The following is a 19,929-nucleotide window of genomic DNA, read 5'->3' as shown; positions in this document are numbered from 1 at the left end:
CACTCAGGTGTCCCTCCTTGCGCGAAATCGGCTAAGGTACAGACAGTAGTCGTAAATATACTGCAGCGCTGCCTTACCTTCTCCTTTTAGGGCAGGATGCTTGAAGATGGACCGGCCCGGCTTGGAGTTCGCTTCGAACATCCATATTTTTTCGTTCTGATCGATACCGATATCGAAGCCGAGCTCGCCCAGCGTATGCTTGCCGTTGTTTTCGATGGATTCCGCGAGCTTAATCGCCGTATCTTTGGCGCTCGCCAGCACTTGGTCGGCGCGGGCCCCGAATATTTGCCGCAGCACCTGGTCCGGGGTCATCAGCTGTCCGCCGGTGCGCACATGGGTAGTTACGCTGCCCTTGCCGGCCTTCTTGGCGCCGATTCCTGCCACGACCCATTGATTGTTGATGTTTTTGGTAAGATGAAAGCGGAAGTCAATCGGGCAATTGTCGATTTCGATCAACCGGATTCCCTGCTGCGCAACGTAATGATTCAATCGGCCGTTGCTGCGGTTCAAGAGCGCCATAAGCGACTCGAATTTGCTGAAGCGCAGCAGCACGTTTTTGCCGGCCCGGCGAAAGCGGGCGTAATAACCGCGCTTAGGTTTGTAGGTGAGCCGGTAAATCCCGATGCCGAGACTGCCGCCGGTCGGCTTCAAATAAATGAATTTATGCCTTTCGAGCATTTCCTTGATTTGGGCCGAGGACGGATTGATATGCGATTCGGGCACGTGCTTGAAAGCGTCGGTGCCTTCGAGCAAATTGTAAATATCCCATTTATCGAAAAAGGCCCAGTTGAACAGCGGAATGCCGCGTTTAATGAAACGCTGTTTGAATGCGTTCATGGAAGGCAGCTTCTCGGCCTTGCGGCTTGGCAAACGGTTATAGACGACATCGGGCAGAGGAACCGTCTTGCGGAACCAGCCGCCTTCCTTGCGCGGAAAGGTGCCGGTCACCGTAGACTGCGCCCAATTAACGTCGCGGGGCGAGAAGCCGAAATAAAACGATTTGCCGGTTCCGACCTTCATAAATTGGCGAATGAACTCGGTACGCGAGCCGAATGGGGCGGAGCCGCTTGATGAGACGCTGGTCAAAATGCCGATCAACGGACCCAGCCTAATGTCCTTGCCGTTCGTGCACATGATGGTGCATGAGCCCAAATGCGGAATGCGCAGCTGGGACATGACGGACAGCGGAACGTACAGATGGTTGCCCGTTTTTTTCAGCAGCTTGAAGCCTGTGGAGGCGGTTTTGCTGCCCATTTGCAGGGACACGGATTTTGCTTTTGCCAGCTTGAGGGTTCTCGCCAATTCACTTGTCAAGTAGATGACTCTTTCCTGTCTCTGTGTCACATGAATCGTGCAAGTTGTCAAACTCATGGGTATCCTCCTAAGAGCTTTCCGCAGGAAAGCTTTCTTCGTAAGCAACTGCCGAGCTTTCCGCAGGAAAGCTGTCTTCGTAAGCGAGCGGTTTAAGAGCTTTCCTAAGGTGAAGCTTACTTCATAAGCAATGCTTCATGGTCCGGCGGGCCATGATGGGATTTGGCCGCCGCGGGAGCGGGTCTTAAGCTGAGATTCGGCGTTCCTGCCCGAGTGTTCCGAAGCAGGTAGCGAGCGTATTTTATCGGATTGGCCAGAGCGTTAAACCGCGCCCGGTCATCGTGTAAATAAGTAAAGATGGAACGGCCCGGCTTGGAATTAACCTCCAAGATCCATATATGGCCGCCGGTATCGACTCCAAAGTCGATGCCCAGCTCGGCGAGCCTTCCGTGGCTTTGCTCAAGCGCTGCGGGGAGCAGCCGCGAAAGGCGCTCTAGCTCGGCGGCGATCCGGGCGGCCGTCTCGGCGCCGAACTGGGCGGTAAGGAACGGCAGCGCCGGCTCCGCGCTGCCGCCGCCGTGAAGATTCGAGGTCAAGCTGCCGCCTTGACCTTTGCGCACGGCTATGCCGGTCACCTGCCAGCGGCCGGTGCCGTCCTTTTGCACGAGCGAGCGCACGTCGTACGCCTCGCCGTTTTGGTTATGCAGCGGCAAGTAACGCTGCAGCAGATAGTCCCGCTGCGCCGTGAACCGGCGCAGCCAGCGCAGCAGCGCCGCGGCGCTGTCGAAGCTGCACGCGACCGGGCGGTTGCGCGCGTCGCGCCCGCGTACGGCAAACGCCGGCTCGGCGTTTGCCGTTCCTTCGGGCGCGACGGGGCCGACGCCCGGCCGCGCGGCCGCCGCGCCGCGCCGCACGTGCAGCACGCCGCGGCCTTGCGAGCCGGCCTGCGGCTTCAGCACGAGCTCGCCGTGCCGCTTCAGCCATTCGGCGGCCGAACGCACGCTGCGCATCGGCTCCGTCTGCGGCAGATGGGAGACGAACCGGCCGTCCCGCTCAAGCATATGCTGGACGTCCCATTTGCCCCGTAGGCCATAACCCAGAAAAAGGGCAGCCGGAGGCTTGCGCAGCCGGCGGACAGCCTCGCGATATTCCGCGGCCTGCCTGCGCGAAGTGAAGAAGCAGCGGTCGTATACGAGGTCGGGCCTCGCATAATTCCGGCCGATCCACCGGCGCGCTTCGGCATCGAAGCCGTATCCCTTGACGACGTTGTCGGTTTCGCTCACGCCTTGAGGCGTAAACACGAAGACGTTCAGGCCGGCTTGTTGGCCGATCAGACAAATTTTTCGATAAAAATCGCGGTTCATGAAAGGGGGTTCCCCTTCGGTTTGCGTGGTCATGATGCCCAGTGCGCTGGAAGACGACGGTATCATCATGAGATCACCTCAACATCAGTCAAAATTTCGCGGCAAAGCGCGAATACTGTACGATCCGTCGTACGGACGGACGAATTTTCCGATCGGTCGACAAAGGGGTGTTGTCATCCTTGGACGGCTTGGAATTGACTTCGAGCAGCCATACGCGCCCTTGCGTATCCAGAGCCAAATCGATGCCGAGCTCGGCGAAATGAGCAGGAATTTGCGCTTCGACGCCCTTGGCTATCGCCAGCGCCGCTCTCCTCAGCTTAATTGCGCCGCCCGAGGCGGCCGTCGAGCTCGATCTGGCAAGCGCCTCCTTCACGGAGGAGAGACTCCCGCCGCGCGCCAGGTTGGAAACAAAATGATGATTTCCGGCGATCCTCGCCACAATGGACGTAATTCCCCATTGACCGGCCTCGTTGCGCTGTACTAGGGCGCGGAAATCGACCGGTCGCCCGCCGACCGCGATCAGACTGAGCCCCTGCTGAATCTGATAGCGCCGCTGCTTGATCTTCCTCGATATAGCGGCAAACAATTGGCTCAGCTTGGCGAACGACTGCTTGCGGGTGCTGCTTAGATTTGTGAAGTGACAGACATAGGTTTGATCCGCTTGCCGGGTGATGCGGATAATGCCTTTTCCGAGACTGCCCGTAATCGGTTTGAGAAACACGACCGGGTATTTGGCGCACATCGTTTTTAACATTTGAAAATTTTGCAGCAGATGGGACTCCGGCAAATACGTATGGAGACCGTTTTCTTTGTTTAACGCATCGAAGACCTCGGTCTTGTTCAAATATTTTTCGTTAAACAGCACGGACTGGTACTGCGTTTTCGCATGACGAATGAACTGCTGGACGTTTGCGCGGTTTTCCAGCTTTCGGGAGGTCAGACGATTGTAAATGACATGGGGAACCGGAAAAGGCTGCTTCTCCCATTTGCCGGCATAGTGCCAGCCTCTGACCGTATCGCTCTGACCGTTAAGATCATCCGGAGTGACGAAATACACAGAGGCGCCGTACAGCTTGCATGCATCGGTCAATTCCCGGCAAAACGCCGTAATCGCGCCGAACGGTCTATCGACGTTTCCGGGATATACACGGCTTATCATAACGCCGATTAACGGCCCGATGTGAAGGGTTCGGGTGCTCGCTTTGTATTGCAGGCACAACGAGTCGCCGTGAGACAGACCCCATTCGGCTGCGATGGAGTCGTTGATCCGAAGGACGCCGGTTTGAGACGTGGATGCGACCGTGACCTCATGCTTTGCCGAGCCGAAGCGCAGCGTAAGCGGTGTTTGCGTCGAGATTTTCCATCTTTTTAGCAATGCATCGCTGAGCATGATGGTCCGACCGTCCAAGCTGCTGCTCTTGCCGGCACTTGGAACTACGATTTTGACCTTCGTTCTTTTCACTCTTGCAACTCCTTCCCAGCGCCAACTCGCATGACTAATCAAGTGAACTACTTCATCATATGAGGGCGTTTTAACCTTGGTGAAAAGAAACTGCAAATGCGGCGGCAAAGCGGGCTCTGTCTTCCTATTGCTAAAAAAGGCTGCGGCTGTAACTATTTTTCTGTTTGTTTCGTCAATAATAGGAGAGAAGCGTCTCGCCCATAAAGACGTATGGGCAAACCCGCCAAGTATATTAATGCGGCTTTAGGCGAGCGGCCGAATGCCGCCGCATGAACGGCCGTATGCAAGGTTGAAGGAAGAAGGAAAGAAACAAACTAGCAGAGGAGTGTGCAACATGACATTTATGAAAAGCTCGCGTTTACTTATTCTCGCCGCCGTATTTATACTGGCGTTGGCTGCAGGCTGTCAGCATCAGCCTGCAGCCGCCAACACGCCGGCAAACGATAGCCCGGCGGTATCGGCCGATCAAGAACCGGCCGCCCAACAGGAAGAATCGTCCGCTCCGCCGGCTGCAAGCGGCGGAAACGGAGCGTCGGACGCTTCGGGAGGCGCTCCGGCCGATCCATCCAAGCCAGTTCAATCATCGGAGCCCGCAGCAAACGAAGTAGCCGTCGGCTCCGTGCAGTTCGTCAGCGCGACAGAGGGATGGACGGGAGGACCGGGTGCGGTGCTTCACACCAAAGACGGCGGGAAGACCTGGGAGACGCAGTATCAGGGCGCAGGAAGCGCCCAATCATTCTCGTTCTTGAACAACCAGGTCGGCTGGGCTTATGTGTCCCCGAACCGCGAAGCGGGGCAAGCCGGTAAAGACGGAGCCCAGGCCCGCCTGCTGCATACCGGCGACGGCGGGGCTCATTGGTCCGCGGTGGCGGAAGCGGCTCCCATCGGTCCCGATATCCGGTTCATCTCCGAGCAGGAGGGCTTCAGCGGCAATCAGTATACGGCTGACGGAGGCAAGACGTGGACCGCTTTGCCGATACCGGCGAACACCAAAGGAGAACCGTTTTTCCTGACGAAGGATCAGGGCTGGGCCGTCACGATGAAAGACTCGAATTACGAGATCCAGCTGACGAAGGACGGGGGCAAAACGTGGAAACCGGTATGGACGCATGCTACCGTCAGTCAAGTGACGGGGGCGACGATCCGTTCTACGGAAAGCAGCGACGTCTGGGTTTTGCTGGTCGGCGAGACCGGGATGAACCAGACCTCGTATACGCTGCTTCACAGCAAGGACGAGGGCAAGAGCTGGAAGCCGGTCGTCGCTAACTCCACGGCGGGCGGCGGTCCCGCGCCGGGCTACAAAATCAACGAGCAGGCGGGACCGAAAGGGCCGGGAACGAAGCCGGGCCAGCTTATCGTCGTTAATCCGCAGACCGCCTTCCTGACCGGGGTATGCCCTCCTTGCTCGGATATGGGCGCCGTCACCGTCGGTTGGACGCAGGACGGAGGAATTACATGGACGAACGGGGAGCAGCAGCTGCCCGGCGTTGAGGCGGAGGCTTCCTTTATCGACGGCAAGCAGGGCTGGATCGTCATTAGAGGCTACGATAAGCCGTCCGTGCTGTACCGGACGCAAGACGGCGGCAAGAAGTGGGACGCCGTTCATACCTTCGGCAAGCCGGCTTCCTAAAGCAGGCGGACGGAGGGCTTGAAGAGGATAACTTAAACCTCTCTATGTGGAAAAACACAGTTTACGTCGGGAGCTTGCAAGGGCGCCCGCACGGAAACTGTGTTTTTTTGCGATGAACCTTATTCCCGGCAATGCCCGAAGGCAGCGGCATTCTTCGGGAAAAGCAGCCTTCATTAAAGGCCTTCATTCGTTAGGCGAAGCACGTCGATCAGGGGAACCCGCTCTTTCGTATAGTCATGGTACAGAACATGATCCCGGACGTGATCGACGAACAGCACGCCGTTCAAATGATCGATTTCATGCTGGATGCAGCGGGCCAGGTAGCCTTTGCCTTCCAGCTCGAACGGATTGCCGCGGCGGTCCTTGGCGCGGATCGAGACGCGCTGCGCCCGCTTTACAATGCCGGAGTAGTTCGGATAGGACAGACAGGCCTCCGGACCGGTCTGTTCGCCGCCCATGTCTATGATTTCGGGATTGATCAGCTCGATCAGACCTTCGCCGCAATCCATCACGACGACTCTTCTTAAGATGCCGATTTGCGGAGCGGCGAGCCCGCTGCCGCCGGCGTCGTACAGCGTATCGGTCATATCGTCCAGCAGCTTCTCCAGCTTTGCGTTAAACTCGGTAACGGGCTTCGCTTTCTTACGTAAAATCGATTCGCCGAACGGAACTATCGTTTTGACAGCCATAATCGTTTAGCCTCCTTGTGCCGCATGTTTGGTAGGGGTATGCACCCACAGATCGTTCGGCGTACATTCCAGCGCCGTGCATAAGGCGTCCAGCGTCTCCGCCTTCATTTGTCTCGGCTGACCGGTGAGCAGCGCGCTGATCGAAGGAGGAGACAGCGTATAATTCGCCTTCTCCTGCAGCAGACGCGCGAGCGCGGCCCCCGTCCATATGCCTCTTGCCGCCATAACTTGGCGCAGCATCCAGACAAGCATGATGTCACCTGCCCTTCTATCTTCCACAATAGGTTCATGAGGGAGATTAGTTAATAGCTTAATATATTAGGTAATGCCTAATGTTTCCTTATAGTACCAGACGGCGCGGCGAATGTAAAGCGCCGCCCGAGCCTGCCTGGTCTTGCCGATAGCCAAACAACGCTATGAACCGAAAGAACGGTCCATAGCGTTGAATGAAGTCTGCGTTGTGCTTAAATTAAGATGTATACTGCACGGAATGCCGCGGCTTCATCCGGGAGATGACAAACAGCATCAGAACGAGCAGCGTTCCCAGCGCGACGAGAAACCATAAGGTGAAGGAGATCGGAGCCTGCTCCATAAATCGTCCGGTCAGCCACGAAAAGGCGGCCCCCCCGATTCCGCTGGATGCGATCAATTTGCTTGTCGTCCGCTCCGTCTGACCGGGGAATAAGGAGTTGCTGAATATGAGCGTTATGGAGAATAAACCGGACATGAACAAGCCGATCAGCAATATCATGACGAACGCTCCGGCAAGCCGGTCCGATACGGCGAAGCCGATCAGCGTCAGCACCGTCGCGATCGAGCATAGGAGCAAATAGCGGGTATAGCCGTATTTCTCCGCCAGCACGCCGCAGACGAGTCTCCCCAATACCATCGTCGCCCAAAAAAAGCTGACGCTTAATGAAGCTACGGCAGTGTCGACTTTCATTGTTTCAAGCAGAATCGAAGGCAGGAAGTTGACAATGCTCATTTCCAGACCTACGTAGATGAAAAATACGACAATACAGCAAACCAGCATCGTAAGTCCACTCCCTCTATAAGGAGCGGTCGCGGCAGTTGACGATCCGCTCTCGTGCGAAGCGCCGCCCGCTGTAAGCAGCTGCCGGTTGACCGAGCTGTAGCGCCGCCAAATCAGCGACAGCAGGACGGCGAACAGACAAGTCAAGAAGAAGGTAAGCTCCCAGCGGCCTACGGCGATCAGAAGGCTGATCAAGACGGGCATCAGCAGGGCTCCGGCTCCGAAAAACACTTCCAGCCGGCTCATGGCGACCGCTTTTTTATCCTCGATCGCATCGATGATGAGAGCTCCTACCGTCGATTCGATCATCCCCGAGCCGAAGCCGACGAGCGGCAAGGTTAGCAGTACGACCGGCCAAGGGGGAAGCAGACCGATCGCCAAATAACCGATCGCGATAAAATATAATGTGAAAGAAAGCATGCGGATGCGCCCGAAGCGCTTGGACCACCAAGGCTGCGTAACGACCCCGAGCAGAAATCCGGAAAATTGCGCGAAGATCAAATTGCCGCCGTCGGCGTAGTCGCGGCCGTAATGAGCCATCAGCTCCGGCAGCAGAGCCGCTGCGACGACGGAGGTGAAGCCGATCAGCAAATAAAAGCAGCAGCCGATCCAAATCAGCTTGTTCATGCTCCGCCGTCCTTCCGGGACAGCCGCTCGGCGTTTGCCTGCAGCGCCCATGCGATCGCATCGGCTACGCCTTGCGCTTCATGGGAGGCCCGTGCCTTCAGGTCGGGATGGCTTGCCGCGATGGCGAAGCTGTGCGGAGTTTCGGCGAACATCGCGACGTCGTTGAAGGAGTCGCCGATGCAGAGCATCTCCTCGGGCGACAGATTCAGATAGCTCAGCAGCGCCTGCAGCCCTGTTCCTTTGGAAACATGCCGCGGCATGACGTCCAGACAATCGACATCGGCGATGTAAGCGTCGATCCGTTCTCCGTAAACGTCAAGCAGCTGCTTCTGCAGCATTCGCAGCCGGTCGATGTCGCCGAGATAAGTGATTTTGCCGCACAAGAGCTCGCCGCCCAGCGCTTCAACGGCATGAGGCATGACATGCAGCGGGGCTAACAAATTGGCTTGAATGTGAGCATTGCTTTCGTTAAGCTCGGTCAAGACATAATGCTCCGGAGCGCACATGACGGTAACGAGCGGCCAGCCTTCGGCCGCAATCGCGAGCTCGCGGATCAGCCCCGTATCGAACGTATTGGCGACGATCCTCTCGCCCTCCGAAGTATGGACATAAGCGCCGTTTTGCGAGACCGCATGCACTTGCAGCCCGAGCTCGTTCATGACGTGACGGATTTCCGGGTACATGCGGCCGGAGGCGAAGCAGACGTCCAGGCCGCGGCCCAGCGCCTCGTTGATGGCCTGACGGTCTCTATCGTGAATATGATGGCCTTTTTGCAGCAGGGTGCCGTCCAGGTCGCTTACGATAAGTTTAATCATGAGGAGCATCTCCTTTGGCGATCATAATATCGATTTCGTGCCGATATAAAGCTTGCTTCATTTGTTCATCGGGCTCCTGATCCGTAATCAAAATATCGATTCGTTCCAGTCCCGATATCCGGTTGAACTGCCGCCTGCCGAATTTGGTGCGGTCCGCAAGCAGAATCACCTGATCCGCCCGGCGCATCATTTCCCTGACGAGATAGCCTTCCTCCTCGTACGGATTGGTGAGGCCGTCCGGCGTAATGGCGCAGGTGCCGAGCAGCAGCTTGTGGACATGATAATCCTTCAGCATATCCAACGCCCGCGCGCCGTAGATGAGCCTGTGCTCCGGGTGGAGCTTGCCGCCCAGCAGATGGACGTCGATGCCTTCCTTGCGGTTTAGAATATCGGCGATGTCGATGGAGTTCGTTACGATGACATGGCCCTGGGTGCGGATGCTTTCCGCGGCGTATTGGACTGTCGTGGAAGCGTCGAGCAGCAAGTAATCGCCGTCGTGAAGAAGGGAGGCGGCCAGCCTGCCGATCGCCTGTTTGGACGGGATCGTCGCTTCGTCGCGCAGCCGGTCGCTGTAATTGGCGACCTGATTCGTTAACGTCGGCAGAATGGCGCCGCCGCGCGTGCGCAGAATGCTTCCCTGTTCTTCCAGCTTGATAATATCTCTGCGCGCGGTATCTCTGGAGACGTCGAACAGCTCGCATATCGTGTCGAGGTTAATGCGCTGATACTGTTCTAAATGCTGTAAAATGCCGATCAGTCTTTCCTCCTGATACAAACGGGCACACCCTCCTTGCGGAAAAAAATATGTAGCATTTTTATGAATATTATAAGTGGATATAAGTGAAATTGGCAATAACATTTAAGTGATTATAAGTTATTTTACGTGAAAATAAGTTTTTGGATTTTCGCTTAATTTATAGCGAATCATTTATGGTACAATGCATGAGGTACGTTTCACTTATTGCCGCCGCGTTCGTCCGTATGAAGAATCGCGACGGAATGGAAGGATTGGATTTGATTGGCTGTGAAAAAAGCAAAATTATTGGAGCTGGATATTGTCAGGGCAATTGCCATTTTGGCCGTATTGATCATTCACAACAGCTCGGAGGCAACCGTCGAAATCCCTGTCGGCAGCGGCTCGCAAGCGCTGTATTTGGCCGTCAACAAGCTGAGCAACTTTGCCGTGCCCGTCTTTATTTTTATAAGCGGCTTGGTGTTGTTCTACCGGTACTTCGACGATTGGAGCGGCAAAAAGGCGGTTACCTTTTATTTGAAGCGGGTTAAGCAGGTACTGTTTCCTTATTTGATATGGTCGGCTTTTTATTATGTATACAACCAATGGATTTACGCGCCCGCGAATTTGCATTTCGACTGGGCGGAGTTCGGCGATTTGCTGCCGTGGGCCGATGCGTCCTATCATTTATATTTTATGGTCATCATCGTGCAGTTTTATTTGCTGTTTCCTCTGATGGTCTGGCTAAGCCGCGCTTTTGCGTGGTTCGGCCGCAGTCTGTTTCTCATCGGCATTCTTGTTCAGGCAGGAGGCTATCTCTATTCACATTGGATCGAGCCGCTGCCTCACAGCGCCTCATTATGCGTTACGTATTTCAGCCTGTTTGCGCTGGGCGGTTATTTGGGCATGCGCTACGAAGCTTTTATCGGATGGATCAATAAGCATATCGTCTGGGTGCTGCCCTTGAGCGTGCTGCTTGGCTGCAGCTACGCGGGAATGTTTCTGCTTGCGGAGCTGAAGGGCGTACAGTTCGGAGGCTTGGCGTATATGCTCGTGTTCAACGTGTATCCGATGTTTGCGTCGATGAGCTTTATCTGGATCGGCCGGCTGCTGCTTAAGTACTTGCCTGCGCTGTCCAAAATGCTGCTGTCGCTCGGGGCGGTCTCGTTCGGCATTTATTTGATGCATCCGGCCGTGCTGACGTACTGGCGCACGCATGTCGACAACGGCAGCGGCCGTATGCTCGATTACCATCTGTATACGCTGACGGCGTTCGTCCTCAGCCTCGGCGTTCCGTGGCTGGCCGCCTATTTGTACGGACAGGCCATGCGCAGGCTGCGCCCGCCCTCTTCCAGGAAGCAGGTCAAGAGCGCGGCTTAAGGCTGCCGAGTGTTATGTCGTTGCCGGATGGAGCCCTGTACGGCCCTCCGGCCGCAATAATTGCGGGAAGGCCAGCCGCCTTGCCCGCCAAACGAACAAGCCCCGAGCCGCCGCGAGACGGATTCGGGGCTTGTTCGACATTTCCGGGAGCAGCTAACGGCTGCTGCTGCGGCGCCTGCGGGCGCTTCGCGTCTGTACGGCGACGCCGCCCGTTCTCCCGGCCAGGAAGCGGACGTTCAGCTCGCCCGAGCCTTGCGTGTTGGTCGGCAGCTTCAGATTGAAGCCGTGCCGCTGAAGCAGCCGTTTGATCGAGGCGGGGCGAAGTCCGGAACGCTTCTGGAGCAGCTGGGCGATCGCGCCCGCCGTAATCGGCGCCGAGAAGCTGGTGCCGGATAGGCGGATATAATTCGATCCGACGCGGTTTGCCGGGTACAGTTCGGCCAGCTCCGAGCCGGGGACGCGTAAGGAGACGATATTCACGCCCGGAGCTACGAGGTCGGGCTTACTCAATCCGCCCGCCGCCGGCCCGCGCCCCGAGAAATCGGCGATCCGGTCGTCGCTTTGCCGCACGGTGCGCCGGTCGTCGACGGCACCTACCGTAATCGCCGAAGGGCTCGTTCCCGGCGAGGTGACGGAAGCGGGGAGCGGTCCGTCATTGCCTGCGGCTGCCGTGACGACGAGCCCCGCTTGTACCGCCTTCTCGACGGCCCGGCAGAGCGGATCGTCGGCACAGGCTTCCTCCGCCGGTTTCCCCAGAGACAGATTGAGCACCCGAATGCCGTAGCGCTTCCGGTTGGCGACGCACCACTGGATGCCGCGGATAATGGTCGAATCGAGGCCGACGCCTTGGCGGTCGAGCACTTTGACGCCGATAATGCGCGCTTCCGGCGCCGTCCCTTTGTATTTTCCTTTGCTGGAATAGCCGTTTCCGGCCGCATCGCCGGATACGTGGGTGCCGTGGCCATTATCGTCATACGGCTTCGTTCTGCCGTTGACGAAGTCCTTAAAGGCGGCGATCCGATTCGCCGGCTTGGTCAAATCCGGCCGCGGCGCGACGCCGGTATCGATAATCGCTATGCCGACGCCTTTGCCGGTGGCCCCGCTTTTTTGAACCGCGGCGCTTCCGACGGCCGGTGTAGCAATGTTCAGTTTGGTCCGGTTTTTCCGGTCCAGATATACTTTGGCGACTTGCTTATGGGCGCAAATCGTCTTCAGACAGGATGGGGCTACCCGGGCGGCCCAGCCCCGGATTAGCCACAGATGGCCCTTATGGCGGCATCGGCCGCCCAGCTTCTTCATGAGCCGGCCGGCGTGCTTTTTGTGAGAGGCTCCGGAAAACTCGACGATCACGGGAACGAATCGTTTCGCCTTGGCGTACTTCTGCGCTGCGCGGTGCAGGGAATGCGTCATACGACGGTTCTTTTTCAAATCGCAACCACTCTCCTTATCCCTCCAAAATATGCAAAGGGAGCCCGTCCCTCCATCGCCGTACAAGCGCGGCTTCGCCCAATTTGACAGGCGCGGCGCATTGCGTCCGGCTGAAGTGCTATTTTGGGCGGGAGGCTCATACAATGTATCGTACAAGTTGCAAGCTAAGGAGGGCTGACGTTTGAAAGGAACCAAAAATATCATTTATTTGGGCTTGGCGCTGGGCATGCTGTTCTATGCCGTCCCTCGGCTGGCGATGAGCTCGGAAGCCACGCTGCAGACGGCGTTCAGCGTCTTGTGGATCGTATTCGCGCTGATGATTATCGCCGCGCATTTGCACGAGCTGATCGGAGTGGACGAGGAGAGCAAGCAGGAGACGGCCAAAGTGAAACGCATGAAGAAATGGCAGCTGGAGCAAATGGTGCAGGGCAAAAGAAAAGTGCTCCAGTTCAAAAAATAACTTGTCCAACGAGAGAGAGCCGATTCCCCGTGATGAGGGAGCGGCTCTTCTTTTTTGTTGTTCAGGAAATGATGCGAAGCAATATCCTGTGGAAATCCGGGGTCTCCCCCGAAAGGAAAGTCTACCCATAGAACGATCCCGGAGGAAGGGTTAGACGCCGATCCAGCTTAGGCTGGATGCGGACGGAATAAGCTTCAGAGCATCACGTCACTACCCTGGAAATTACTCTTGGTACCCCATTTCCATTGTCTGTGGTGCCGCGTAGCGGCATGGATGGCTTTTGGGGGATTTGTTCTTGCCGGGCACTTTCCGCGGGGCAATAATCGGGGCGCTCGTTCCTGCGCCGCGCGTTTCTTACAGCAGGGAAATGACGAGCAGTTCGTACAGCACCAGCGGCAAAATGAAATTGTTGTAAGCTCCGGCGCCGAAGAACGGATTGAGAAAGCCGCGGGCGTCGGCCTGCACCACGCGAACGTTTCCAGGCATCATTTGCAAGTACACGTGATAGGCGTCGATATGCGTAATAACGCCGTCGTAAGTATGTCCGTGAACGGTTTGCACCCTTACAGGATGATGCAGGTATTGGCGGCAAAGTCCTCTAACTTGTTCCTTCGTGCTGTGCAGCGTTTGAGCGACCGACGGTTGCATTTGATACACGGGCCGCAATTGAACGGCCTCAGGCTGATTATACATCGGGGCGGGCACCTCCAAATCGATATACGGTATTCTATGCATTCGCCCAGTTCCGGGTTCTTGCGGAATTGGGCTTTTTTTTGCGGGCATAGGCGTTTATAATGGGAATAATACAGATTAATACAGAAATAGAAGATCGGGGTGTAACAGCGATGGAGCATACGATGCAGGAAACGGCGACGAAGCATGAGCAGATTTTGAAATATATTGAAGGCTTGAAGATCGGTACGAAAATTTCCGTACGCAAAATAGCCGAAAAGCTGGAGGTCAGCGAAGGCACCGCATACCGGGCGATCAAGGAAGCGGACAATTTGGGGCTGGTCAGCACCAAAGAGCGCGTCGGCACGGTGAGAGTAGAGAAGAAGCTGCGCGACAATATCGATAAGCTGACGTTTGCCGAGGTCGTCAATATCGTGGACGGCGAAGTACTGGGAGGGCGCGGAGGGCTGCATAAGACGCTGAACAAATTCGTTATCGGAGCGATGCAGCAGGATGCGATGCTGCGTTATATCGACGCGGGAAGCCTGCTGATTGTCGGCAATCGGAGCAAAGCGCATACTTGCGCTCTGGAGCAAGGAGCGGGCGTACTTATTACCGGCGGCTTCTCGACGAGCGAGGAAGTTATGAAGCTGGCCGACCAGCTGGAGCTTCCTATTATATCCAGCAGCTACGATACGTTTACCGTCGCCTCGATGATTAATCGGGCCATCTACGACCGTCTCATTAAGAAAAAAATATTGTTAATCGAGGATATCGTCAGCGCGCCCATGCAGGTAAACGTGCTAAAAAGCCACCATACGCTCAAGGACTGGCAGCGGCTGCGCGAAGAAACGGGACACGGCCGGTTTCCGGTAGTGGACGAATGGAACCGGGTCATCGGGATGATTACTTCCAAAGATTTGATCGGAGCGGAGCCGGATCAGACGATCGACAAGCTGATGACGCGCAATCCGCTCACCGCTACGCCGAGCACTTCGGTCGCCTCTGCGGCGCATATGATGGTGTGGGAGGGCATCGAGCTGCTGCCGATCGTCGATGCGAACCGCAAGGTGATGGCCGTCATCAGCCGCAAGGACGTATTGAAGGCGATGCAGCATATTCAGCGGCAGCCGCAGAACGGAGAGACGTTCGAGGATTTGATCTGGTCGGGCTTCAGCGAAGAGAGGAGCAAGGAGGGACAGATCATGTTCCGCGGTCTGATCAGTCCGCAGATGATCAATCAGCTCGGAACCGTGTCCGAAGGGGTGCTGACGATCCTCGTCATTCAGGCGGCTTATCATGTCGTTCAAGATGTCAAGAAGGGCGATCTGGTGATGGACAACATGTCCTCTTACTTCGTTAAGCCGGTACAAATCGACAGCGAGATCCAGATCGTGCCGAAGATTATCGAAGTCAGCCGCAAATTCGGCAAAATCGAAGTCGAAATTTTTCACGCCCACACGCTCGTCGCCAAGGCGATGCTGACGACCCAATTCATCGACCAGGCTTAGCGAAGATTAATTCGCTTGACGGCTTCGTCATCATGGAGATGCAAAGGGGCGGTCTATTGCTTGCTGTAAATGCTGTGGTTTCTCAGGCCGGCGAACAGGTTGAACATGCCGAGCAGGAAGCAGACGATTCCGAATATGCGGCGGGTGTTCGAGTCGGTGAAGAAGAACAGCTGCGTGATCGCGATGACGATGAGCATCAGCCCCATGGCGATGTTCATGCGCGAGGCGTACAGTCCGCGCAGCTTCGGGTCTTGGCTTCTGCGGGAGCGGAAGCTGTAGAATACCGAGACTGCGAGCGTGATGACGATGAGAACGGGCAAAATTAACTGAGTCGTTTCCATTTGCACTAGGCACATCCTTAATTTGAAAATCGTACAATCTTACCTAAGATTACCGATTTTCAAGGAGAAAAGCAACGAAATCCGGGGATTACATGGTGCTGCGCTTGAATTCTTTGGCGGTGACCCAGACTCTCAGCTCGTTTTGGATCAGCAGCATCGTTTTCAAGCTGACCGTGTAATCTTTGTCGAGGATGCCGTGATACGTTTTTTGCGACAGCAGCCGCTGATAGACATGCGGAGTTTCGGCGAAGGTGGCGATTTTTTGCCCTTTGATGACGCTTAAATCGCTGCGGACTCTCCGTTCGATCTCCTGCTCGGTCACCTTGTCCAGCGGATTCAGGTCGCCCGGCTCGACGACGATGTCGATCGAGTTGATGACGCTTTGCTGGTTCCGCGTTTTTTTGAAGCTGTCGTTGTCCTGCTCGAGCTTCTCGATCTTGGCTTTCAACTCGCGGTTGTCGACCAGCGCGTCGTTCAAATGCTGGTGGTAGATGCTCATAAACAGCGCGCTGCCGATAATTATCCCCGCTATGAGCAGTCCGGTCGCTTTGAGCAGTCCGGTATAATATTCGAAGGGAGGGACTCTCAATGGACGCCGCCCTCCTTGCATATCCATTGAATCAGCGCGGTGCCGGACTGGGCTCCGATGAACGCGAAGACGATCAGCAGGATTTGCTTAATCGCCGGCGAAATGAAGCCTTCGGCCAGGTTGCTCTCGATAAACCGGAGCGGGTCGATAGTGCCCCCTACGGCCGCTACCAGCGCCCATATTTTGATCTGCTCGGAGATAAGCAGCATCCGCGTCGTCGGCGGCTCCATCGTAAGCACGGCGGCAATCCCGCCGAGCATCGTCCCCCCCAACACGACCCCGAACGCTATGAAGAAATCCATCACGCATTTCGTCATAAAGCTGACCACTACCGATTCCTCCTTTTTTCCGTACCCGCTAATAAGCAAGCCTTACTTGTCTACTATATGGTACAAGTGTTCGTATTATGATAAAATAAAGAGAAAATTGACTAGGTTTCATCAATTTGGATTACCCGGCCTTTCCATAGGGCCGTAACGCAAGGGAGGCGGCACAGATGAGTGACTTCGTCCATCTGCATGTACACAGCGAATACAGCCTGCTGGATGGCGCGGCGCGCATCGACGATCTGGTCGGACAAGCGGCCGGCCTCGGCATGCAGGCACTGGCCTTAACGGATCATGGCGTGATGTACGGCGCCATTCCTTTCTATAAAGCGTGCAAGAAGCACGGCATCAAGCCGATCATCGGCTGCGAGGTGTATTACACGGCAGGCTCTATCCGCGATAAGGGAACGCGGCAGGAGCAGCCGATCTATCATTTGATTTTGCTGGCGAAGAACGAGACCGGCTACCGCAACCTGATGCAGCTGTGTTCGATCGGGCATTTGCAAGGGTACCATTACAAGCCGAGAATCGATCCGCAGCTTCTCGCCCGCCATTCCGAAGGGCTGATCTGTACGAGCTCCTGCCTTGGCAGCGAGGTGTCGCAGCATCTGCTGCACGGCAGATACGACGAAGCGAAGCAGGCGGCCGCCCGGTACCGGGATATTTTCGGGGAGGACTTCTTCCTGGAATTGCAGGATCACGGGCTGATGGAGCAAAAGAAAGTGATGCAGAGCATGCTCCGTCTGAGCGAGGATACGGGCGTTCCGCTTATCGTCACCAACGACGTGCACTACGTCCGCGAGCCGGACGCCCAGGTGCAGGATATTTTGCTGTGCATCGGAACGGGCAAGACGGTCGACGATCCGGAGAGGCTGAAATTCCCGTCCACGCAGCTTTACTTAAAAAGCGCCGACGAGATGAAGCGGCTGTTCGCGCATGTGCCGCAGGCAATCGAAAATACGCGGATCGTGGCGAAACGGTGCAATCTGGAGCTCGAATTCGGCCGCTCGATTCTGCCGCAGTTCGAGCCGATTCCCGAAGAACGGACGGCGGGAGAATATCTTGCCGAATTGTGCCGCCAAGGGCTGGAGAGCCGCTATGGGCATCTAGCCGAGTGGCAGGACCCCGCGCACAGGGAGAAGGTCGAGGAGCGTCTTGTCTACGAGCTGTCCGTCATCGAGCGGATGGGCTACTCCGACTATTTCCTGATCGTCTGGGATTTCATCCGGTTCGCCCATGAGAAGGGCATCGTCACAGGGCCCGGGCGGGGGTCTTCGGCCGGCAGTCTCGTAGCCTACGTGCTGCGCATTACGAACGTCGATCCGATCCGCTACCGTCTGCTGTTCGAGAGGTTTCTCAATCCGGAACGGATTTCGATGCCGGATATCGATATCGATTTCAGCGACGTGAGGCGCGACGAGGTCATCGATTATGTGGTAGGCAAATACGGCCGCGACCGCGTCGCCCAGATCATCACCTTCGGGACGATGGCGGCCAAGGCGGCGGTGCGCGACGTCGGACGGGTGCTGAACATGCCGTACAATGAAGTGGACCGCGCGGCCAAGATGATCCCTCATCAGCTCGGGATGACGCTAGCCGAAGCGATCGAGGCGAACCCGGAGCTGAAGGCGCTGGCGGCGAAGCAGCCGAAGACCGCGGAGCTGCTGCGGCTGGCGATGAAGGTCGAAGGCATGCCGCGCCACGCCTCGACCCATGCCGCGGGCGTAGTGATCTCCCGCGAGCCGCTGACGCAGTACGTGCCGCTGCAGGAGGGCAACGAGCAGACCGCGCTCACGCAGTATTCGATGGAGCATCTGGAGTCGATCGGACTGCTGAAGATGGACTTCCTCGGCCTGCGCACCTTATCGATCATCGAGCGGACGCTGCAGTGGGTCAAGGAGCAGACCGGAGACGATATCGACTTTCAGCAGCTGCCGATGGATGATCCGGCGACGTACGAGCTGCTCTGCCGCGGCGATACGACGGGGGTATTCCAGCTTGAGTCTCCCGGCTGCAGAAGAGTGCTGAAGGAGCTGCGGCCGACGCAGTTCGAGGATATCATCTCGGTCGTGGCCTTGTACCGCCCGGGGCCGATGGAGTTTATTCCCCGCTTTATTCAAGGCAAGCACGGGCTGCACGAGGTGGAATATCCGCATCCGGTGCTGGAGCCGATCTTGAAGGATACGTACGGCATTATCGTCTATCAGGAGCAAATTATGCAGATCGCGTCCGTCATGGCCGGCTTCCGGCTCGGCGAAGCGGATTTGCTGCGGCGCGCGGTCAGCAAGAAGAAGCGCGAGGTGCTGGACGAGGAGCGGGCCCATTTCGTCAAGGGCAGCTTGTCGCAGGGCTTCACGGAAGCCGAGGCGAACAAGGTGTACGATATGATCGTCCGCTTCGCCGACTACGGCTTCCCGCGCGCCCATGCGACGGCGTACGGCGTGCTGGCCTTCCAGACGGCGTATTTGAAGGCGCATTATCCGGTGCAGTTTATGGCGTCGATGCTGACCGCCGTCATGGGCAGCCACAACAAGGTGGCGGAGTACGTCGACGAATGCCGCCGCATGGGCATCCCTGTGCTGCCGCCCGATGTGAACGAGAGCGGCGTCGTATTTACGCCGGTCCTGCCCGGCGGCGCAGGCGGTCAAGCCGCGGAGGACGCCGGGCAGGAAGGCTCGGATGCGGCGGCGGAGAGCGCGCAGCGCCTTGGAGCGATCCGCTTCGGTCTTGCCGCGGTGAAGAACGTCGGCACGCACGCGATCGAATCGATCATGAACGAGCGCGCCAAGGAAGCGGGCGCTTACACGAGCCTGATCGACTTGTGCAGGAGAGTCGATCTCAGGGTATGCAACAAGCGGGTGCTAGAGTCGCTCATCCAGGGCGGAGCGACGGGCTCGCTGCCGGGGCACCGCGCGCAGCAGCTGGCGATGCTGGAGGAAACGATCGAAGCCGCCGTCAAGTGGCGCAAGGAGCGCGACGATCTGCAGCTTCACTTGTTCGGCTTCGTCGAGGAAGTAAACTGGGAGGTCGAATATCCCGACATTCGCCCGTTCACGATGACCCAGCAGCTGGAGCTGGAGCGCGAGCTGCTCGGTCTGTACATCTCCGGCAGCCCGCTCGACGATTACGAGACGGTGCTGCGCGAAATCGAGATCGACCCGCTGCATTATCTTCCGGAAATGCCGGATCACAGCGAGGTGATCGTGGCCGGGATGGTGCTGTCGAGCAAGACGATCGTCACCAAGAAAGGCCAGCCTATGGCCTTCATGGAGCTGGAGGACCGGGTAGCCAAGGTCGAAGTCGTGCTGTTCCCGGAAGCTTGGAAGCACTGCGCGCCGCTCGTGCAGAAGGGCAAGCCGCTGCTTGTCAAGGCGAAGCTGCAGCAGGGGGACGAGGACGTCAAGCTGCTGGCGGACCAGGTGTTCGCGCTGAGCGATCCCGAGCTGCGAAGCAAGGCGGCCCGCCGCGCGCCCGCAGGCGGCGCCATCGCCGGCCGCGCGCAGCAGCCGACTGCGCCGCGGCAGCCGGGCGCGCCTGGCGCAGGAACGCGCGCGACCG

The 19,929-nt window shown here is 57.2% G+C and carries 18 protein-coding genes; 5 read left to right on the top strand and 13 right to left on the bottom strand.

Features of this window, described 5'->3' with window-relative positions:
• Positions 1–3: 3 nt before the first annotated feature.
• The 3 genes from N0M98_RS26210 to N0M98_RS26200 all read right to left on the bottom strand — a co-directional run bounded on the left by N0M98_RS26210 (position 4) and on the right by N0M98_RS26200 (position 4,137).
• Positions 4–1,371 (bottom strand): YheC/YheD family endospore coat-associated protein, encoded by a 1,368-nt coding sequence (locus N0M98_RS26210; RefSeq protein WP_259619610.1) that lies wholly within the window; start codon positions 1,369–1,371, stop codon positions 4–6.
• A 116-nt stretch (positions 1,372–1,487) separates the two neighbouring features.
• Positions 1,488–2,675 (bottom strand): YheC/YheD family endospore coat-associated protein, encoded by a 1,188-nt coding sequence (locus N0M98_RS26205; protein WP_249865218.1) that lies wholly within the window; start codon positions 2,673–2,675, stop codon positions 1,488–1,490.
• Between the two features lie 88 nt (positions 2,676–2,763).
• Complete coding sequence (locus N0M98_RS26200; RefSeq protein WP_249865217.1) at positions 2,764–4,137, bottom strand: YheC/YheD family endospore coat-associated protein; 1,374 nt, start codon at positions 4,135–4,137, stop codon at positions 2,764–2,766.
• A gap of 334 nt (positions 4,138–4,471) precedes the next feature.
• On the opposite strand from N0M98_RS26200, the gene N0M98_RS26195 reads away from it, so the two are divergent.
• The gene (locus N0M98_RS26195; protein ID WP_259619609.1) at positions 4,472–5,767 is read left to right on the top strand and encodes a WD40/YVTN/BNR-like repeat-containing protein; all 1,296 of its coding nucleotides are present in this window, start codon (positions 4,472–4,474) and stop codon (positions 5,765–5,767) included.
• A 173-nt stretch (positions 5,768–5,940) separates the two neighbouring features.
• Here N0M98_RS26195 and def read toward each other — a convergent pair whose 3' ends face one another.
• From def to N0M98_RS26170, 5 genes are all read right to left on the bottom strand, one after another.
• Positions 5,941–6,456: a peptide deformylase gene (def, locus tag N0M98_RS26190; protein ID WP_259619608.1), complete on the bottom strand. Its 516-nt coding sequence runs from the start codon at positions 6,454–6,456 to the stop codon at positions 5,941–5,943.
• A 6-nt stretch (positions 6,457–6,462) separates the two neighbouring features.
• Positions 6,463–6,708: a helix-turn-helix domain-containing protein gene (locus tag N0M98_RS26185; RefSeq protein ID WP_249865214.1), complete on the bottom strand. Its 246-nt coding sequence runs from the start codon at positions 6,706–6,708 to the stop codon at positions 6,463–6,465.
• Between the two features lie 217 nt (positions 6,709–6,925).
• The gene (locus N0M98_RS26180) at positions 6,926–8,116 is read right to left on the bottom strand and encodes an MFS transporter (protein ID WP_249865213.1); all 1,191 of its coding nucleotides are present in this window, start codon (positions 8,114–8,116) and stop codon (positions 6,926–6,928) included.
• Positions 8,113–8,931, bottom strand: coding sequence for an HAD family hydrolase (locus N0M98_RS26175; protein WP_259619607.1), 819 nt, complete (start codon positions 8,929–8,931; stop codon positions 8,113–8,115). Before N0M98_RS26175 ends, N0M98_RS26180 begins: the two co-directional genes overlap by 4 nt.
• Entirely contained in the window at positions 8,924–9,706 is a 783-nt protein-coding gene (locus N0M98_RS26170; protein ID WP_259619606.1) for a DeoR/GlpR family DNA-binding transcription regulator, read from the bottom strand. Before N0M98_RS26170 ends, N0M98_RS26175 begins: the two co-directional genes overlap by 8 nt.
• Before the next feature lie 249 nt (positions 9,707–9,955).
• On the opposite strand from N0M98_RS26170, the gene N0M98_RS26165 reads away from it, so the two are divergent.
• On the top strand, positions 9,956–11,044 hold the full coding sequence (locus tag N0M98_RS26165; protein ID WP_259619605.1) for an acyltransferase: 1,089 nt from the start codon (positions 9,956–9,958) through the stop codon (positions 11,042–11,044).
• Positions 11,045–11,197: 153 nt separating this feature from the next.
• Here the strand turns inward: N0M98_RS26165 and N0M98_RS26160 are convergent, their stop codons facing one another.
• Positions 11,198–12,472: a S8 family peptidase gene (locus N0M98_RS26160; protein ID WP_259619604.1), complete on the bottom strand. Its 1,275-nt coding sequence runs from the start codon at positions 12,470–12,472 to the stop codon at positions 11,198–11,200.
• 181 nt (positions 12,473–12,653) lie between these two features.
• On the opposite strand from N0M98_RS26160, the gene N0M98_RS26155 reads away from it, so the two are divergent.
• Positions 12,654–12,932, top strand: coding sequence for a hypothetical protein (locus tag N0M98_RS26155; protein WP_249865208.1), 279 nt, complete (start codon positions 12,654–12,656; stop codon positions 12,930–12,932).
• Between the two features lie 354 nt (positions 12,933–13,286).
• Here N0M98_RS26155 and N0M98_RS26150 read toward each other — a convergent pair whose 3' ends face one another.
• Entirely contained in the window at positions 13,287–13,667 is a 381-nt protein-coding gene (locus tag N0M98_RS26150) for a hypothetical protein (protein WP_249865207.1), read from the bottom strand.
• Positions 13,668–13,777: 110 nt separating this feature from the next.
• Between N0M98_RS26150 and N0M98_RS26145 the strand changes: the two genes are divergently transcribed.
• Positions 13,778–15,115: a DRTGG domain-containing protein gene (locus N0M98_RS26145; RefSeq protein ID WP_249865206.1), complete on the top strand. Its 1,338-nt coding sequence runs from the start codon at positions 13,778–13,780 to the stop codon at positions 15,113–15,115.
• A gap of 53 nt (positions 15,116–15,168) precedes the next feature.
• On the opposite strand, the gene N0M98_RS26140 is transcribed toward N0M98_RS26145, so the two are convergent.
• From N0M98_RS26140 to N0M98_RS26130, 3 genes are all read right to left on the bottom strand, one after another.
• On the bottom strand, positions 15,169–15,456 hold the full coding sequence (locus N0M98_RS26140; RefSeq protein ID WP_259619603.1) for a YtpI family protein: 288 nt from the start codon (positions 15,454–15,456) through the stop codon (positions 15,169–15,171).
• A gap of 88 nt (positions 15,457–15,544) precedes the next feature.
• Positions 15,545–16,045, bottom strand: a complete 501-nt coding sequence (locus N0M98_RS26135) for a sporulation membrane protein YtrI (RefSeq protein WP_259619602.1) — start codon at positions 16,043–16,045, stop codon at positions 15,545–15,547.
• The gene (locus N0M98_RS26130; RefSeq protein ID WP_259619601.1) at positions 16,042–16,374 is read right to left on the bottom strand and encodes a YtrH family sporulation protein; all 333 of its coding nucleotides are present in this window, start codon (positions 16,372–16,374) and stop codon (positions 16,042–16,044) included. The genes N0M98_RS26135 and N0M98_RS26130 overlap by 4 nt, the downstream gene beginning before the upstream one ends.
• A 167-nt stretch (positions 16,375–16,541) precedes the next feature.
• On the opposite strand from N0M98_RS26130, the gene N0M98_RS26125 reads away from it, so the two are divergent.
• A partial coding sequence (locus N0M98_RS26125; RefSeq protein WP_259619600.1) for a DNA polymerase III subunit alpha occupies positions 16,542–19,929 on the top strand: 3,388 nt, incomplete at its 3' end.

The organism is Paenibacillus doosanensis, from assembly GCF_025060755.1.
Lineage (GTDB): Bacteria > Bacillota > Bacilli > Paenibacillales > NBRC-103111 > Paenibacillus_S > Paenibacillus_S doosanensis.
This window is presented reverse-complemented; position numbering and strand designations above follow the sequence as displayed.

Excerpts from the sequence above, each read along its gene's own strand:
- N0M98_RS26210 (WP_259619610.1), bottom strand. The coding sequence starts at position 1,371 with ATGAGTTTGACAACTTGCACGATTCATGTGACACAGAGACAGGAAAGA.
- N0M98_RS26140 (WP_259619603.1), bottom strand. The coding sequence starts at position 15,456 with ATGGAAACGACTCAGTTAATTTTGCCCGTTCTCATCGTCATCACGCTC.
- N0M98_RS26145 (WP_249865206.1), top strand. The coding sequence starts at position 13,778 with ATGGAGCATACGATGCAGGAAACGGCGACGAAGCATGAGCAGATTTTG.
- N0M98_RS26185 (WP_249865214.1), bottom strand. The coding sequence starts at position 6,708 with ATGCTTGTCTGGATGCTGCGCCAAGTTATGGCGGCAAGAGGCATATGG.
- def (WP_259619608.1), bottom strand. The coding sequence starts at position 6,456 with ATGGCTGTCAAAACGATAGTTCCGTTCGGCGAATCGATTTTACGTAAG.
- N0M98_RS26175 (WP_259619607.1), bottom strand. The coding sequence starts at position 8,931 with ATGATTAAACTTATCGTAAGCGACCTGGACGGCACCCTGCTGCAAAAA.
- N0M98_RS26205 (WP_249865218.1), bottom strand. The coding sequence starts at position 2,675 with ATGAACCGCGATTTTTATCGAAAAATTTGTCTGATCGGCCAACAAGCC.
- N0M98_RS26195 (WP_259619609.1), top strand. The coding sequence starts at position 4,472 with ATGACATTTATGAAAAGCTCGCGTTTACTTATTCTCGCCGCCGTATTT.
- N0M98_RS26180 (WP_249865213.1), bottom strand. The coding sequence starts at position 8,116 with ATGAACAAGCTGATTTGGATCGGCTGCTGCTTTTATTTGCTGATCGGC.
- N0M98_RS26150 (WP_249865207.1), bottom strand. The coding sequence starts at position 13,667 with ATGCATAGAATACCGTATATCGATTTGGAGGTGCCCGCCCCGATGTAT.